The sequence below is a fragment of the Flavobacterium johnsoniae UW101 genome, from assembly GCF_000016645.1.
Lineage (GTDB): Bacteria > Bacteroidota > Bacteroidia > Flavobacteriales > Flavobacteriaceae > Flavobacterium > Flavobacterium johnsoniae.
The window spans coordinates 1,533,257-1,550,045 of the sequence record NC_009441.1 but is presented as its reverse complement, the minus strand read 5'-3'; the positions used below and the strand labels follow the sequence as shown (position 1 = coordinate 1,550,045).

Sequence of the window (16,789 nt, the reverse complement as noted above, 5' to 3'; positions counted from 1 at the left end):
TCCGGCGCTACAATATGAATTGTTCCTTCGGAACTGAATCTATATTTTTTAATCTTTTACTTCTTTTTTCTTGTCTCTTGCTTCTAAGGCCTTAGCCTAATCTCTCACCATCTAGCTCTGCGGAAGCATTCCAGCCGTATGAAGCAATTCGTAATGTTTTAAAACCGCATCCAATCGCGTAGAAATTTTGTTGTATTTCGCTTGAAGCAAAGCATTATCCGCGTCAACCATTTCAGTAATTAAAACCAGCTGGTTTAAGTATTTCAGCTTTACAATGCGGTAATTTTCGTCAGCCAAATCCAGTGCTTTGTCAACCACAACAAACTTTTCAAGAATTTCCTGATATTGTGTATGCTCTTTATACAACTTGTCCTGAATTTCCTCTTTTACAATTTCATTCTGCATTTCCTGCCATTTGATTTTGGTGCTCGCCTGCTCCATTTTGGTTTTATTTTTATATAAAGACGAAAGATCAAAAGTGGCTTCAATACCAACTTGTCCTAAAGTATACAGATACGGATTTGGCGGAAAGAATTTATAGTTTGGATAATAAAAACCGTAATTCCCAAAGAAATGAACGCTTGGCAAATAGTTTCCTTTTACCATTTTAAGTTCGGTTTTACTGATATTCAGCTCCTGGCTAGCAATACGCATTTCTTCGTTTTGCAAAGCTTTATTCATATAAAAATCATACGGATCCAAACCGTTCATTTCGTCCAAACTCGACGTTGTATCAATCGCAATTTCTTCGTTTTCTGGAATCTGGATCAGCGTTTTCAGATCGTGAAGTGCGATTTTAATGTTTTTGGAGTTAGTTAACGCATTCAATTCGCGATCTGAAAGCTGTAATTCGGCACGAATAACTTCGTTTTTCGTAACCGTTCCATGTTTTTGAAGCGATTGTACTTCTTTCAATCGGCTTTTTTCTTCTTTGATGTTTTCTTCGAATATTTTCTGAAGTTCCATCATTTTATAAATTGCCAAGTAGTTTGCCACCACTTCAAGCTCGATATCATTTTCAGCCTTTTCGGTTTTTATTTTAGCAATTTCATTTTCCTGATTGGCAATTTTGATGGCATTATTGATCTTATTTCCGGCGTAAATTGGCATTTTAAAAGTCGAATTGACTTCATAGATTTCAGGAATTGCCGGTGTAACTTCTTTGTCTTTTAAAAACCCGCTTCCTTTAAATTCGGTAATATTCGTAATTCGAGAATACATGCCGTTTAGCTGTACGTCTGGCAGTCGGAGTTCTTTTCTTTCTTTAATGTTTTGCTCTGAGAGCGTGACCTCCAATTGAGATCTAAGGATTTTTTTGTTGTTTTCTTTAGCCAGCTTCAAAGCTTCTTGCAATGAAACCGCATGAACTTCCTGCGCTTGTAAACCATTGAATGCTAATACAATTAAGAATAACAGCAGGATTCTGGGAAAACAATCGTCTGTAGAATTTGTTGTTTTAAGGAACATGAATAATTAAATATTTGATGCTGCAAAGTTCCTTCATTTTTCTGGTGACTGATAATTCTAAAAAGCCAAGAACATATTCATTTCAGACAAATGTTAAAATCGTATTTTCCGAAAACGTTATATTAAAACACTGAAAAACAATTTATTACAAAATATATTTTGATTGTGAAATTTTCACACAGATTTTAATAGATTTTAGCAGATGCGCGCAGATTATACCTTTTTCCCCGAAATAATTATTTAACACATAGAAACATAGGCTTTAACTAATCAATAAAGATTAAAAATAAATGATACATCATTCACACATAGCTATGTGTATTAATGCTAAGTGAAACGCCTTTCAACACAATAAAAACTATGTTTCTATTTGTTAAAAATATCTGTTGAATCTGCCCAAATCTTTATAAATCTGCGTGAAACAAAATTTTTATTTACGTTCTAAAATCTCCTCACCGTTTAAGTAATCGGAAGGTCTTTGGCCTAAAATTTTGAAGAAAGTGTTGCTGAAAGTCGGAACACTATTGTAACCAACTTCTTCGGCTACCTCTTTTACCGAAAGCTTTCTTTCTAATAAAAGTTCGATTGCTTTTAAAATTCTTCTAATAGTATAATATTGAATAAACGACATGCCCAGATCTTTTTGAAACAAACGATACAAAGAGCGTTCGCTGAAACCGAATTCGTGAGCTACATCAGCAAAAAGAATCGTTTCTCCGAGGTTATTTTCAATATAACGAAGGATTTTACTAAGTCGTTTGTCTTTTGGCTGTGGTAATTCTAAAGGAAGGTTATTGGTACATATTTGTGGAAGAATCGCTTTTATCGCTTTAGCAATGGCAAAGTTCGGAGTTCCTTTTTTAAGATCACCGTTCCATCGATTGGTAAAAAGCATCATTTGCAGCAATAAGTTATTAACTGGATAAATTCCTTCTACTTTATAAAAGTCATTTTCGTCTTTTTCAACAGGAAAGTATAAATTTCGCATCGTCACACTTTCCGATTTCGGTTCGATGCTATGCTCCACTCCACTCGGAATCCAGATAAAATGCCTTGCTGGCAAAAAGTACGTTTTGGTTTCTGTAGTCACAAAAACAACATCACCTTCTGCATAAAGCAATTGCGCTTTAACATGTCTGTGTGGCGGAATAAATAATTCACCCATCAAATCGTGGTGGCAGTAAATGCTTTTTTTATCGGCATCTACTTTCTTGATGTAATATTTATCGAGTTTTTGACCGGAATGTTCCATAAATCAAACAAGAAAGATATCCCTTAATCTTCTAGAATTTTACTCTTCTTCATGAGAAAGCCTCGCCACAGCCTTATGATAACCTAACAACACTTGATTATAAATAATTAAATGTGCTTTTTCATTTCCATGTACTGAATCTGATACACATAAATCACTCTTCCACTTGTATGTATTCAAATCACCAAGCGGATTGTAGATTTCTACATACCTATCTTCATACACTTCTTCTAATTTTCTACTTAAATTATACAATGCCATCCTCTTCTCTAAAGACATTGGGTTTCTTGGGTGAGTACTAGTAACAATATACTCTATATTATTATCAATACATAAATCTGTCAAAATTTTCATATTACTTAGATATTCTTCTATAGAATATCCCCTTCCTATATCATTTGTAGTAATAGAAAAGATGATTATTTTAGGAGCCAATTTAATGGCAGCATCGATATTCTTATCTTTATCTGGAGTTAAATTTCGAAAATTAGGTTTACCAGACGGCAAAAAATCATACGTTGTATAACCAGGATAACTGAGATTTTTTATTCTAATTGTTTCTTCATCACCTAATAATACAGCCCATGAATTATTCCTATTAACAGGCCCTATCCCAAATGCTGATGAAGACCCCAAAATTACCACTAAGTTTTTTCCTTCATCAATTTCTGAAAACTTCTTATTAGAACCATCACAACTTAATAACAATATTCCCAAAAAACAAAATAAAGCACCAAAAAAGCTATTTTTTAAAAACATATCCTGACAACGTTTTAGATTTAAAGCGAAGTTTAAAAAAAACTTGCTGAAATCCAATACAAATTGTTAAAACAATCAAAAAATGTATAAAATTAAATAAGAACTGGTAAGGGTATTCAAAAAGAAATAGATTATTATCCGCTAAAAGTTTCGCTGTAATTTTTACTACAAATGGATGAATTAGATAAACAAAATAAAATGAAATGTCAATTGGCAATTCAAACTTGAATTTATTAAAATAAGCATTTAATAGATAAAATAAACAAAAAGAATAAAATACATTTCCTATCCTCATTGTGTTAACACAGTCAGGATTATGAGCAAAACGAAGTATTAAAATAGATTCTACATTTGAAATAATATAAAATAAAATCATTAAAAAAGTTAATTTTTTAGGATCCTTTAGTATTCTCCAGCTTGATATTTTCTCATTATACAAAAACATAATCCTACCTAGTGTAAACACAAATAAAAATGCAATGAACCAAACTGTATGAGAAGAAACTGTAAACTTTAAGTATATATTTAGATAAGAAATAAGCCAGATCAAAATAAACAAATACAAAGATTTGAAAAGATTTTTTGACTCTATAAAATAATTTATCACCAAAGTAACAAATAGAGCTGGTACAAACCAATAACTAGTAAGAAATATATTTGAGAAAGCCTTAATAAGAAAAGTCACTAAGTTCAAATTTTCTTTCACTCCAACATTAGGTTCTATTATACCAATCAAAATAACAGTAGGAATAACAAATATAACCAAGTAAGGACGCAACAAACTTTTAGCTTTTTTTCTTATAAAAACTGAAAAATCATTAAACTTCAAATATTGCATTTCGAAAAGAAAACCAGAAATAATAAAAAACAAAATGGTTCCCGCTTTGAATAAATTCAAATAAAGAACATCCATAAGTAGTTGATTAAAATTTAAATAAAAAGAACTATCTGTTAGCTCTTTCTCAAAAGTTTTAAATCCAATATTGTTTAGACCAGTATGAATTAAAAGAATAGACAAAAGTGCAACTGTACGAATATTATCAAAATTTCGGCTGTTAATCATTTGTTTGTATTAAAATTATTACTTTTTATTTTTTTTTTACAAAAAAAAGCCTTCCGTTAAGAAAGGCTTTTAACAACTTAGGCGGTCTGGACGGGACTCGAACCCGCGACCCCATGCGTGACAGGCATGTATTCTAACCAACTGAACTACCAAACCCTGCGTTATTGCGAGTGCAAAAATACAACAGATTTTCGTTTCTGCAAGCGTTTTTACGAATAAAATTTAAGAAATTTTTAATCGGCTAAATTCCAATATTTTAAAAATTGACAATAAAACCAAAAAAGAAGAAGTTTCTTTCTTTTTAATCGCAAAGGACATTAAGATCTATGCTCTTTGTTAAACATAGCCTGTGTTTTCAGCCACCGAAAACGTATTTATGTAATGAATGGAAAATCTTTGTAGAGTTACTTGCGAAGATTTGCTTTGCCTATTCGCTATCGCTCGAGTCTCCTTCGTCGAAATGACAAACTATGCACCGGAACTATAATAAAACAGAAAGTCCGCAAAGCTTAAAAAAAACTTTGCGGACTTTGCGTTCCCGATAGCTATTGGGGTAGTACTCTTTGCGGTAAAAACAAAAAACCAAAAGTGTCTTAAATCAAAAAAGCCATCCACAAAAGTGGAAAGCTTTTCATTGGTCTAACTACTAAACCAGCTGCGAGTTACAAAGTCGCAGCAAAACAACACAACTAATCTTAGATACCGTTTTTGGGCAAAAAAGCCTTTCTGTTAAGAAAGGCTTCTCCCAATATTGCGGTCTGGACGGGACTCGAACCCGCGACCCCATGCGTGACAGGCATGTATTCTAACCAACTGAACTACCAAACCTCTGCGTTATTGCGGTTGCAAAGATATAACAGAATTTCGTTTCTGCAAGCGTTTTTGTAAAAAAAATGAAATAAATTTTTAAATATTTATCCAAAGTTTTGTTTTTCAACTAAATATGTAGTCAATATTTTTTCAAAATTATCACCAACATTTACCGGAACGTACTTAATTTGGTTCTTTGCACACGTTAAAGCCAGGTTTTTAAAATACTCTGCTGCCCTTTTTTCATATTCTGATTTAACATTATCGGCAAAAATTGAAACCTCTTCTCCTGATTCTAAGTCGATAAACTTTCTTGGTGCATTATCAAAATCAAATTTCAATTCGGTTTCATTATCTACTACGTGAAATAAAACTACTTTGTGTTTATTGTGTTTAAGATGTTGTAAAGCGCTAAAAAGCTTTTCATCGTCTTCGGTCTGAAACATATCGGTAAACAAAATAATCATCGAACGGCGGTGCATTTTCTCTGCTATTTGATGCAAGTACGTAATCGTATCGGTCGTTTTTTTGACTTTTGGCTGCACCAATAATTCTTCCAGTTTATTCAAAAGCATTCTATGATGGCGATCACTTCCTTTCTCGGGAGCGTAATATTCGTATATATCGGAGAAAACACTTAAACCTACAGCATCACGCTGTTTCTTTAAAATATTCATTAAAACCGCCGAAGCCAACACTGCAAAACCAATCTTCTTTTCGTAAAAAGGCTGATTTGATTTGAGTTCAGGATAATGCATTGATGACGAATTATCAACAATCAAATGACAGCGCAAATTGGTTTCTTCCTCAAAACGTTTTGTGTATAAACGATCTGTTTTGGCAAACAATTTCCAATCTATATGTTTGGTGCTTTCGCCTGCGTTATACACTTTATGCTCGGCAAATTCGGCCGAAAATCCATGAAACGGACTCTTGTGCATTCCCGATATAAAACCTTCCACAACCTGATTCGCCAGCATTTCTAAGTGCTGAAAACTGGAGACTTTTTCTATTTCCGATTCAATTTTCATTCGGTTTCTTTTTTAATATTTTGTGCTTTATAAAGCAAATCTGCTGCCTGAAATAATTTGCGTTTCAAGATTGGACTAAAATTAGGGTTTTCTTTTAAAAATCGCTGTACTTCATCAAAAGCAAATTTCGATGAATATCTTCCAACCGTATTATCCAGCCAGTCTTTCGGAAAGAAAATATCTCCCGTTCGCTGAATTTCATCAACCAAATCTAATGAAAATCTAATATATTTCTGCGCACTTTCCTGACGAAGCGGATGATGAATATTGGCTAGACCAACATCAACCCAAGATTCTTTCTCTCGGTTTTTATCGTCTTTTAAAGATTCCATAAAGGCATTTCGAACCGATTCGTCTTGTGATAATGAAGGTAATAAAAACTCAAAACGTTTTTGCTTATCAGGATTTGTGATTGTTGTTCTGGTTTTCTCTAAAATTTCATCAGCTTTTGGATGCTTGAAAATCGCCAGATTCATCGCCATATTAGTAAAATCATCTTCATTTAATTTTAAACCCGGAATTACAATTTCTTTATTCCATATTTGATATAATTTGGCTTTCGCCGAATCTGAATACGCAATTGAACTAAAAAGCCCAAATAAAGTCTTTTTAATATTTGCCGATAAATTACCTTGTAAACGCTCATATAATATATCTTCAAGCTGTTTCTGAACTTTATTTTGCTGTATTATGGTAAAAAATCTCCAATAAATTGTGTTCAGACTATTAGAAGCAATTCTTAAAACCAATTCGTTTTCTTCTTCTTGAACTTCCTTTAAAAAACTATCATAAGCTTTATCTGCCGGCACATTTCCAATTAATGTGTTTTCATAAAGATTGCTGTAACTTGAAGCTCTGGCAACCTCATCTTTTAAATCAGCGATATAATTTAAATTATTCCCGTCAAGCGGAAAAACACCATATCCAAAACCATTATAATTATAAACTATTGCCAATGGTTTTTCAAGCCCAATTGCTTCTTTTAAAGCCAGGCTTTTGTCATTAATATTAACCGTTAAAACCTTTATATCATTAGCATAAACTAAACCTATCTGAAAAACCTGAGGCCAAACGTTATTCGATTTATCTTCTGCCTGCTGTTGAATTTCAAATTTCTTGATTCGTTTTTTAGAATCGTATTCAATCTTATCTGTAAAAATGGCTCTTCCGGACTTGTTTACCCATACCTCGCTCCATTTTTTCATATCAAGCGGTGTTTCGTAATCTAAAATTTCTACGAGATTATTCCAATCGGCATTATCATTAGCGTATTTTTGAATTCCTTTTTGGAAAGCATCTTTTCCCATAGAAGCTTCAAGCTGACGCATCATAATTGGTGCTTTGTTGTAAATAATAGCACCGTAAAGCGAACCTGCATCTTTTAAATTCGCCAAATGTTGTTTAATTGGATGCGTTCCTAAAGATCGATCTTCTGCGTAAGCGCTAGGATAATGAGCGGTAAAAAACTGTAGATTATGATTGACTTTCGGAAAAATTGGGTTCATGATTTTATCGGCCATGAAGTTGGCAAAAACCTCTTTCATCCAAACATCGTCAAACCATTTCATCGTTACCAAATCGCCAAACCACATGTGTGATGTTTCATGTGCTATGAGTTTTGCGCGATTTAATTTTTCGCTGTCGGTTGCGCTGTTATCCAAAAACAAAGTCGATTCTCTGTATTGAATCGCGCCAACATGTTCCATTCCGCCATATTGAAAAACGGGAATTGATGCAAAATCTAACTTCTGAAACGGGAATTTATAATTGGTATATTCTTCCAAAAAATCTAAGGATTGCTGATGCAGCTTAAAAATCGTATCAGTGCTGACTTGTATTTTTTCAGGATTATTTTCACGATACAACATCGTCATTTCTAACTTACCTGTTTCCTTTTTTACACTTTTAAACTCTCCTGCTACAAAAGAAAACAAATAGGTACTCATTTTGTCTGATTGACCAAATCCCCAAACCATAAAATCAACACCATTAATTACCATTTCATGCACTCCTGTAATTGGAGCTGCTGCTAAAACCTTCCAGTCTTTTGGAACTTGTAAAGCCATAGTATAAACGGCCTTAATATCCGGCTGATCGAAACATGGAAATAAGGTGCTTGCCCGGTCCGGAACTAATAAAGTATAAAGGAAATCATCATTTCTATTCAACGATAAATTCCCTGCAATAAAAGAAATCTCAACCTTGTTTTTTCCTAAAATTAATGCTTCTGGAGAAATAATAATATGCCCTTTTTCATGAACAATTACTACCGTTTTTGAGTTTACTTTAATAGATTTTATATTTGAAGTTTTCTCCTTAAAATCTAAATATAACGGCTGACTTAAATCTGATATCGTTAAATTGAGATTTAGTCTGGTATTAATATCTTCCGCTTTTTTATAGGGAATCTCGAAATACATATCATATCGAACATCAGAAACCTGCTTTTTACGAAAATGCGCTAATTGTTCTGAAACGCCTTCCTCTAAAATCACACTTTCTTTTTCTTTAGACTGCGAAAAACAACTCGGAATCAAGATAACAAAACATAGAAAGGTGTATAGAATTTTCATTTTTAAAGGAATATAAGATGGGTTAAAAATAGCAAAAATCAAGCGTTTAAAAAAAAGTCATACACAATAAAAAAAGGTTTGGCAGCTGCCAAACCTTTTTCCAAACTTACTAATTCAAAGCTATCCAAAAATAAAATTATTCAGTTTGTTGAAAATCAAAACTTAAATCTCCTGCATTGTAATTAGCTGAAACATTGGTTGGGAAAGTTTGTGAAGTTCCGCTTATCCATCTGTATTCATTAAACGTAATGTGTCCGGCAACGATTGGATAAGTAACATTACTAAGATCTGCTTTATTCTTTTTGTACCAGTCATTAGAATTCATGCTTATCAAATATTTTTTGTCTTTTTCAAGAGCTAAAACGCTTATTTCTTTTTTCACCTCAACATCTGCAGATGCAGCATTTATAGTCTCAGAACGAAGCACTGCTTTTGTTGTATAGTCCCAGATCGTTACACGCACTGCCGAATTCACTGCAGGCAATTTTAAAGTGACTGCCTTTATATTCCCTTTTACAGTTGGTGTAAAAACCAGCCCAAATTCATAATCTCCAGAGTTTACAAAATTGGTTACGGTTGTAAATCCTGTTTGAGTATAATAAACCGCCAGTGGATTTTCTGTCTCAAATTTTGGTGTATTGTCTTTATCGTCGTCACTGCTGCACGAAACAGTAAAAATCGCCGCAGATAATATGGTAAAAAGTATTTTTAAAGTTTTCATAATAATTTATTTTTTGATTAGTTCTTATTAGTTGGATAAATGGGTTATTATTTGCTTTTCAGAAATTATGGCTGAATGTTTAAACGTGCGCAAACTTCTTCGTAGCTCATTTTAGAATAATCTAATTTTGCCGCTTTTGCTGTTGCGGCAACTCCGCCGGGAATTAAAATATAACGCCAGCTAAGTGTTGTTGGAAGATTTACCGTAGTGCCGTCTGCAGCATGTTTAAACCTAAAAAGTTTAATTTTTTGTACACTTGCAATGGCAGTAATTGTATTAATATATCCTCCGGCTGTTGATGTATAAGGCAATGTGTAAACACCTCCTCCAAAAGACATATAGACCAATACCGTTCCTTTAGATACGATGTCTGCTGATAACTCCGGAGCATTAATAGTCGTAGACAATCCTGAAGTCCCATCAATTGTTTCTGCAGCTGCCGCAGGAGCTGTTATCCATGCACTGTAAATAACATTTGCTGATCCTGTTGCTCCAGTTGGACCTGCCGGACCTGCTGGTCCAACGGCACCATCTACTCCATTAACACCGTCTGTTCCGTCATCGCTGCTGCATGAAATTGTAGAAATTGCAACAAATAAAATTGTAAGAATGGTTTTTGAAAATTTCATAATAATTTTGGTTTTTAAATTGTCAAATGATTCATATTTAATTCAATAACATTATTTTTGTAAAAATCAAAAGGCTGTCAGGGATAGTTATATTCAGCTCATGAATTAATTACAAGACAAATTTGCGCCAATAAAACCGCGGTAAAAACAGCCAATAGACAAACAACACTTTAAATAGACAGACGACATAATTTAAGTTTGGATGATGAAAAAATACACTTGTATTATTATTGATGACGACGAAATCGACAGGCTGACTGTATTGTCTTTTGCAAAAAAATTCCCGATTCTGGATATTTTAGGTGTTTTTGATTCTGCCGAAGAAGCACTTCCTTTTATAGAAAAACAAAAAGTTGATATTTTGTTTCTGGATATTGATATGCCAGAATTAAACGGTATTGAATTCAGAAAACAAGCAATGGAAATTCCGGTTTGTATTTTTATTACCGCGCATCCCGAACATGCGGTTGAAAGTTTTCAGATAGAAACGCTTGATTTTATTGTAAAACCATTAAAACTGGAACGTTTCGCCCAAACTGTAAACCGAATTGAAGAGTTTATGGAAATTCGGTTAAAAGCTTCTCTCTTTGAAGCCAGCATTGGCGGTGATACGATTTATATAAAAGAAGGCCACGACCAGACCAAAGTTAAACTTCACGAGATCTTATATCTCGAAGCTTTAAAGGACTATACTTTGATTATTACCGATAAAAAAAGACATTGTGTTCTATCAAGTATTGGTAATCTTTTAAAAGAAGATCATTTCCAATCTTTTATACGAATTCATAGAAGTTATGCCGTTCAAAAGCAGTTTATTCAAAAAATGAATTCGACAGAAATCATTTTAAACAATAATATTACAATTCCGGTTGGCAGAAGTTATAAAGAAAACCTAAACCTGATTTAGATGAAAAAAGCCGGATTTGTGTTTTTGTTTTTTATCAGTATTTCTGTTTTTGCACAGCAGGAACCAAATTTAGCAAGACTTAAAACCAGAAACGAAAAACTAAAAGCCTGGCTCAAATACACTGAAGAATTTTTAGATTTAGAAGATTATCCAAAACTCATCGCTGCCTCTCAAAAAGGAATAATATTATCTAAAAATCATCCCGTTTATACAAGCAGATTTTATCTTTATATAGGTACTGCTTATGAATTCAGCAATAATCAATATCAAAAAGCCTTGGTTAATTATGAAGAATCTTTAAAATATGCCCGTAAAGCACATCATCTTCAAAATGAAACTTCGGCTTTAATGAGGCTTAATTATATTTATTATTCGCTGAATGATACTTTAAAAAGAAAAGACTTAATTGTTTATATAAAACAAGTTCTTGATACTACAAAAAATATTTATACTCAGGCTGTTCTTAACGGAAGTTTAGGTGAATATTACCTTGATTATGCTCAATATGAGAATTTTATTAATTATCAATTAAAAGCGATCAATTATAAAAAACAACTTGAAAGAAGCATCGCAAATACCGAAAATATTGGTGTTTCTTATTGTCAGATTGCGAGTGCTTACATCAAAATGAAACAATTTGATAAAGCAATTGAGTACTTAAATGAAGCAAGACCTTATATAAAAACATCTCCTTATGTAAGCGCTTTTTCATGTAACTATTATATGCAGTGTTTTGCAGCGCAGAAAAAACCAGACAGTATAAAAAAGTATTACGCCTTAGTTTATTCTTACCCTACTGCCAAAGATTCTTTGTTTCTTAATTTGAGTTTTGCCAATCAAAGTATGTCTAAATTTTATGCAGGCCAAGGTCAGATAAATACAGCTTATGATTATGCTAAAAAAGCGGTTTCATTTGGACAAAAATCAACAGATGAAGAGATTTTAATGGAAGCTAACGCTATAATGGGAAAGGTTTTATATGAAAAAGGAGAGTATAAAAATGCTATTGAAACACTTAAAAAAGCATCTGTAAACGCACTCAATTATGATAAAGAATCATTTGTAAACATTAACAAACAGCTATCTGAAAGTTATGCTGCTCTTGGTCTTTGGAAAGAGGCATTTCGATATAACGAAATTTACAGCAAATACAACGACGAAATACTGAACGAATCGGCGAAACAAAATATTGCGAATGCCGAAGCCCGTTATCAGAATAAAACGAAACAACAGAAAATCAAGAATCTTGCGAGCGAAAATACAATCAAAAACATTCAGATTGCAGAAGCTAAAAAGCAGCGTATTTATTTAATTTCAGGACTTGCACTGGTTGGTATTATCGGATTATTGCTGTTCAGGCAAAATCAAAACAGAAAAAAAACCAATCAGAAATTACAGGTTTTAAATCAGGAACTGGACGAAGCCAATAAAATCAAAGCAAGGTTTTTCAGTATTTTAAATCATGATTTAAGAAGTCCTATTTCAAATCTGATTCACTTTTTACATCTCCAAAAAGAAAATCCTGAATTGTTAGATGAAGAAACCGCGGCGAGAATGCAGACTAAAATTATTTCGGGAGCAGAGAATTTATTATCCTCCATGGAAGATATTCTGCTTTGGAGCAAAGGACAGATGGAAAACTTCAAACCTCGTTTTAAAGAAATTCCTGTAGAATCTATATTTTCAGATACGCAGAAACATTTTTCGAGTAATGAGAACATCTCAATTTCATTTGAGAACCCCGAAAATCTCATTTTACATACAGATGAAAATTATCTAAAAACCATCATCAGAAACTTAACGGGAAATGCCATAAAAGCACTCGAAAAAAGAGAAAATCCAAAAATAATCTGGAAAGCCCAGCAGGCAGACAACCAAACATTGCTTTCTATAACCGATAACGGTTCAGGTGGAAATCAGGAAAAATTCAAAGCCCTTTACGACGATTCAGAGGTTATCGGAATTAAAACCGGATTAGGATTACATCTTATACGTGATCTCGCAACAGCAATCAATTGTAAAATCGAAGTCTCTTCAAAACCAGATTTAGGAACAACATTTACTATTGTTTTTAAACACATAGAGACATAGCTTTTCTTTGTGTATAAAGGCGTTTCACTTGTTTTTAATACACATATAGCTATGTTTGTTTAAATAAAATGAAATGTCTTTTATTGTATTGAATTTACAAAAAGCTATGTCTCTATGTGTTTAAAATATATCCTCCAATAAAAAAGGCCTGAATATATCAGGCCTTTTTTATATAAATCATAATCTTACGATTACAACAAAGCGTCTAAGCTGTCAGCGTAGGTTTGTTTTGGAGCAACTCCAACTTGTTTTCCTACTACTTCACCGTTATGAAACACCAAAACGGTTGGTATGTTACGCACACCATATTTAGCAGCAAATTCCTGGTTAGCATCTACATCAACTTTACCAACCACAACTTTTCCTGCATATTCATCGCTTAATTGGTCAATGATTGGACCAACCATTCTACAAGGACCGCACCATGCTGCCCAAAAATCCACCATTACTGGTTTATCTGATTTTAAAACTACTTCGTCAAAAGTAGCATCTGTTATTGCTAATGCCATAATTATTTTTCTTTAAAGTTATCTTCAGCTCTTATCTCGGGGAGACTTTTTAAAAACTTTCAGAACTGAGGTACAAAGTTAAAAATTAAAAACAAATCATACACCATTCACAAATTAGTTTTGGTTATAAATGCATCGTCAATAGTTATAACATTTCCATGTGCTTTATTTACAAGCCATAACCTACAGGTAAACATATTCGTTTTTTATTCTTATCTTTAATGATCCCGAAAATCCACAACAATGAAGGAAACTTTACTCAAAATAAAAAACTATTTCCAATCGGTTCATTTTAAAAAATACGCCAAACGTTTTGGTATTTTTATTTTGGTCCTTATTGGACTGCTTTTATTGGCTTGCGGAGGATTATCGATTTACTTCAATCAAAACAAAACCGAAATTATCGCCAAGATCAATACCAAAATCAACGAAAACATAAATGGAAAGTTCCATATTGGCGATTTTCACTATAAGTTTTTAACAGGTTTCCCAAATTTCACATTGGCTTTAAAAGATGTCGAGCTCAAAGACAACAAATGGAATACACATCATCATACTTTACTGAAAGCACAGGAAATCGAAGCGCGTTTAAATGTTTGGAGTTTATTACAAAAAGAAGTCAACATTCATAAAATCCTGATTAATGACGCCGATATTTACATTTACAAAACCAAAGACGGCTACACAAACTCGGATATTTTTAAACCGAAAAAGAAAAAAACACCCGAAAGCAAATCAAAACCCGAAACTACAATTGACGAAATCGACCTGAGCGATGTGCATGTTATTATAGATAATCAATTGGGAAATAAATTATTTGATTTTGATGTTCACAGTTTAAAATCAAAAGTAGATTACGACGGAGACAACTGGAATACTGATTTGTTTCTCTACACCCAAATTAAAAGTCTGGCTTTTAATACCGTTCACGGAAGTTTCGCCAAAGAAAAAGAACTCAAAGGAACACTTTCTGTTACGTACCATGCCGACAAACAAAAAATTGATGTTTCGACTAAAAACCTAAAAATTGGTTCTGACTCTTTTGATATCGCGGCGTATTTCAATATTGGCAAAACCAATTCCCTTTTCGGAATCAATATTAATACGCGTATTTTATGGAGTAACGCTTCTAATTTATTGTCTGGAAATATCAGCTCAAAACTGAATCGGTTTGATTTAAAGAAACCAATCGATGTAAACTGCGATCTAAAAGGCGATTTAAACGTTCATGACGATCCTAAAATTGTGGTTCAGGCCGTAGCCAAAAACAACGAACTTACGATTCCCGACGGGCAAATTGACAAATGTAATTTCAGAGGAATTTTTACCAATAATTTCAAACCAAAAGACGGATTTAATGATCCAAATTCGGCTGTAATTTTAACCCGATTTTCAGGAGAATACGAAAACATTCCGCTTACCATTCCGCAAGTTGTAATCAGCAATCTCGAAAAACCAATTGCAACCGGAAACGTAAGTTCTGATTTTGATATCGAAAGACTCAACCAGGTAAGCAACGAAAAGTGGATTCATTTTGAAGATGGCCACGCCAAGGCCAATTTGAAATTTCAGTTTGACATTGTCGATTTGTACATTACTAAACCAAGATTTATAGGAAATATTGACATTGATGACGCTTCGTTTCATTATATCCCAAAAAATATTCAGGCTGTAAAAACCAATATTCACCTCAATTTTACCGAAAAAGCCTTAATCATCAAACAAATTGCCTACAAACATAAAAAGAATACCATTTTTATAGACGGAAAAATCGATAATTTCCTAAACCTCTATTACGACGCACCCGAAAAAATGGTCGTAAACTGGAATATTTATTGCCCGAATATCGATCTTAAACAATTTCTGGGCGTTTTGGCTTCTTCACAAAAAAAGAAAGCAGCAATTAAAAACAATAAAAGAACTACGATTTCCAGCCATTTGCGAAACGTAATCGAAAATTGTGTTGTGGTAATAGACATTAAAGCAGATAAAATCAATTATAATAAACTTACCGCTACCAATACCAAAGCAACAATCTCAATGCTGAATTCTAAATTGGTTATAAAAAATGGTTCACTCCAAACTTCTGGCGGAAATATTACTTTTAACAGCGAAGTTTTGCCAAGCGGAAAAAACTACGCTTTTAGCTCAAACGCGCAGGTAAACCGAGTTGATATTGCGAGCTTTTTAAGATCGTTCAACAACTTCGGAATCACTTCTTTTAATCCGAATAACATAAAAGGAAAATTAACCAGCACCGCAAACGTAAGCGGTTTTATAAACAGTCAAGGCGAATTAATTACCAACTCCATGCACGGAAAGCTCGATTTTAAAGTTAATCAAGGCGCATTGCTCAACTTTGAACCTATTGTAAAAGTGGGCAAATTTGCTTTTCCGTTTCGTGATGTCAATAATATTACTTTCAGTGATTTGTCTGGTCATTTAAATATGCGCGGTGAACAAATAGACGTAAATAATTTAACCATAAGTTCCAGCGTTCTAAATATTGATGTTGACGGAATTTATTCTTTTGGCCGAGGCACCAATCTCGCCCTGACAATCCCTCTAAGAAATTCTAAAAACGACGCCAAACTAGCCAGCAAAGCCGAACGCGATGCCGTGCGCGAACGTGGTATTGTACTGCACTTATTGGCTGTTGATGATGAAGGGAAAATGAAAATTAAGTGGGGAAAGAAAGATAAGTAAACAACATTATCGCCACAGTATGTCATTCCGAGGAACGAAGGAATCACACTAGAAAATAGACAATGATTAACAACTTATGATTGCGGAGTTACTTGCGAAGATTTCTCCTTCGTCGAAATGACAAACTAAACTCAATTCAATTATTGTTTTTATACACAATCTTGTCATTTCGACGAAGGAGAAATCTTCGTTGCAAAATCGACAAAGATTGGAGATTTTCTATGTGGAAATCCTATTGCGATTCCTTCGTTCCTCGGAATGACAAACTAAT

At 33.4% G+C, this 16,789-nt stretch carries 12 protein-coding genes and 2 tRNA genes; 3 read left to right on the top strand and 11 right to left on the bottom strand.

Annotation, left to right across the window (positions count from 1 at the left end):
- Positions 1-111: 111 nt before the first annotated feature.
- From FJOH_RS07030 to FJOH_RS26210, 10 genes are all read right to left on the bottom strand, one after another.
- Positions 112-1,467 carry a TolC family protein gene (locus FJOH_RS07030; protein WP_012023433.1) on the bottom strand — a complete coding sequence of 452 codons (1,356 nt, stop codon included), beginning with the start codon at positions 1,465-1,467 and terminating at the stop codon, positions 112-114.
- 430 nt (positions 1,468-1,897) lie between these two features.
- Positions 1,898-2,719, bottom strand: coding sequence for an AraC family transcriptional regulator (locus FJOH_RS07025; protein ID WP_012023432.1), 822 nt, complete (start codon positions 2,717-2,719; stop codon positions 1,898-1,900).
- Positions 2,720-2,758: 39 nt separating this feature from the next.
- On the bottom strand, positions 2,759-3,478 hold the full coding sequence (locus tag FJOH_RS07020) for an SGNH/GDSL hydrolase family protein (RefSeq protein ID WP_012023431.1): 720 nt from the start codon (positions 3,476-3,478) through the stop codon (positions 2,759-2,761).
- Positions 3,462-4,541 carry an acyltransferase family protein gene (locus tag FJOH_RS07015; RefSeq protein WP_012023430.1) on the bottom strand — a complete coding sequence of 360 codons (1,080 nt, stop codon included), beginning with the start codon at positions 4,539-4,541 and terminating at the stop codon, positions 3,462-3,464. Before FJOH_RS07015 ends, FJOH_RS07020 begins: the two co-directional genes overlap by 17 nt.
- A gap of 82 nt (positions 4,542-4,623) precedes the next feature.
- Positions 4,624-4,697 (bottom strand) — tRNA-Asp (locus tag FJOH_RS07010).
- A gap of 598 nt (positions 4,698-5,295) precedes the next feature.
- Positions 5,296-5,369, bottom strand: a tRNA-Asp gene (locus FJOH_RS07005).
- An 86-nt stretch (positions 5,370-5,455) separates the two neighbouring features.
- Positions 5,456-6,382: a DUF58 domain-containing protein gene (locus FJOH_RS07000; protein WP_012023429.1), complete on the bottom strand. Its 927-nt coding sequence runs from the start codon at positions 6,380-6,382 to the stop codon at positions 5,456-5,458.
- Positions 6,379-8,955 carry a M1 family metallopeptidase gene (locus tag FJOH_RS06995; RefSeq protein ID WP_012023428.1) on the bottom strand — a complete coding sequence of 859 codons (2,577 nt, stop codon included), beginning with the start codon at positions 8,953-8,955 and terminating at the stop codon, positions 6,379-6,381. The genes FJOH_RS07000 and FJOH_RS06995 overlap by 4 nt, the downstream gene beginning before the upstream one ends.
- Before the next feature lie 136 nt (positions 8,956-9,091).
- A complete protein-coding gene (locus tag FJOH_RS26215) occupies positions 9,092-9,676 on the bottom strand; it encodes a DUF4082 domain-containing protein (RefSeq protein ID WP_012023427.1) in 585 nt (194 codons plus the stop codon).
- A gap of 65 nt (positions 9,677-9,741) precedes the next feature.
- Entirely contained in the window at positions 9,742-10,305 is a 564-nt protein-coding gene (locus FJOH_RS26210) for a collagen-like triple helix repeat-containing protein (RefSeq protein WP_012023426.1), read from the bottom strand.
- A gap of 202 nt (positions 10,306-10,507) precedes the next feature.
- Between FJOH_RS26210 and FJOH_RS06980 the strand changes: the two genes are divergently transcribed.
- Both FJOH_RS06980 and FJOH_RS26205 read left to right on the top strand, forming a co-directional pair.
- Positions 10,508-11,212, top strand: coding sequence for a LytR/AlgR family response regulator transcription factor (locus FJOH_RS06980; protein WP_012023425.1), 705 nt, complete (start codon positions 10,508-10,510; stop codon positions 11,210-11,212).
- A complete protein-coding gene (locus FJOH_RS26205; RefSeq protein ID WP_012023424.1) occupies positions 11,213-13,303 on the top strand; it encodes an ATP-binding protein in 2,091 nt (696 codons plus the stop codon).
- 191 nt (positions 13,304-13,494) lie between these two features.
- Here FJOH_RS26205 and trxA read toward each other — a convergent pair whose 3' ends face one another.
- Positions 13,495-13,812: a thioredoxin gene (gene trxA / locus FJOH_RS06970; protein WP_012023423.1), complete on the bottom strand. Its 318-nt coding sequence runs from the start codon at positions 13,810-13,812 to the stop codon at positions 13,495-13,497.
- A 243-nt stretch (positions 13,813-14,055) separates the two neighbouring features.
- Here trxA and FJOH_RS06965 point away from each other — a divergent pair, with 243 nt between their 5' ends.
- A complete protein-coding gene (locus tag FJOH_RS06965; protein ID WP_012023422.1) occupies positions 14,056-16,518 on the top strand; it encodes an AsmA family protein in 2,463 nt (820 codons plus the stop codon).
- Positions 16,519-16,789 lie beyond the last annotated feature (271 nt).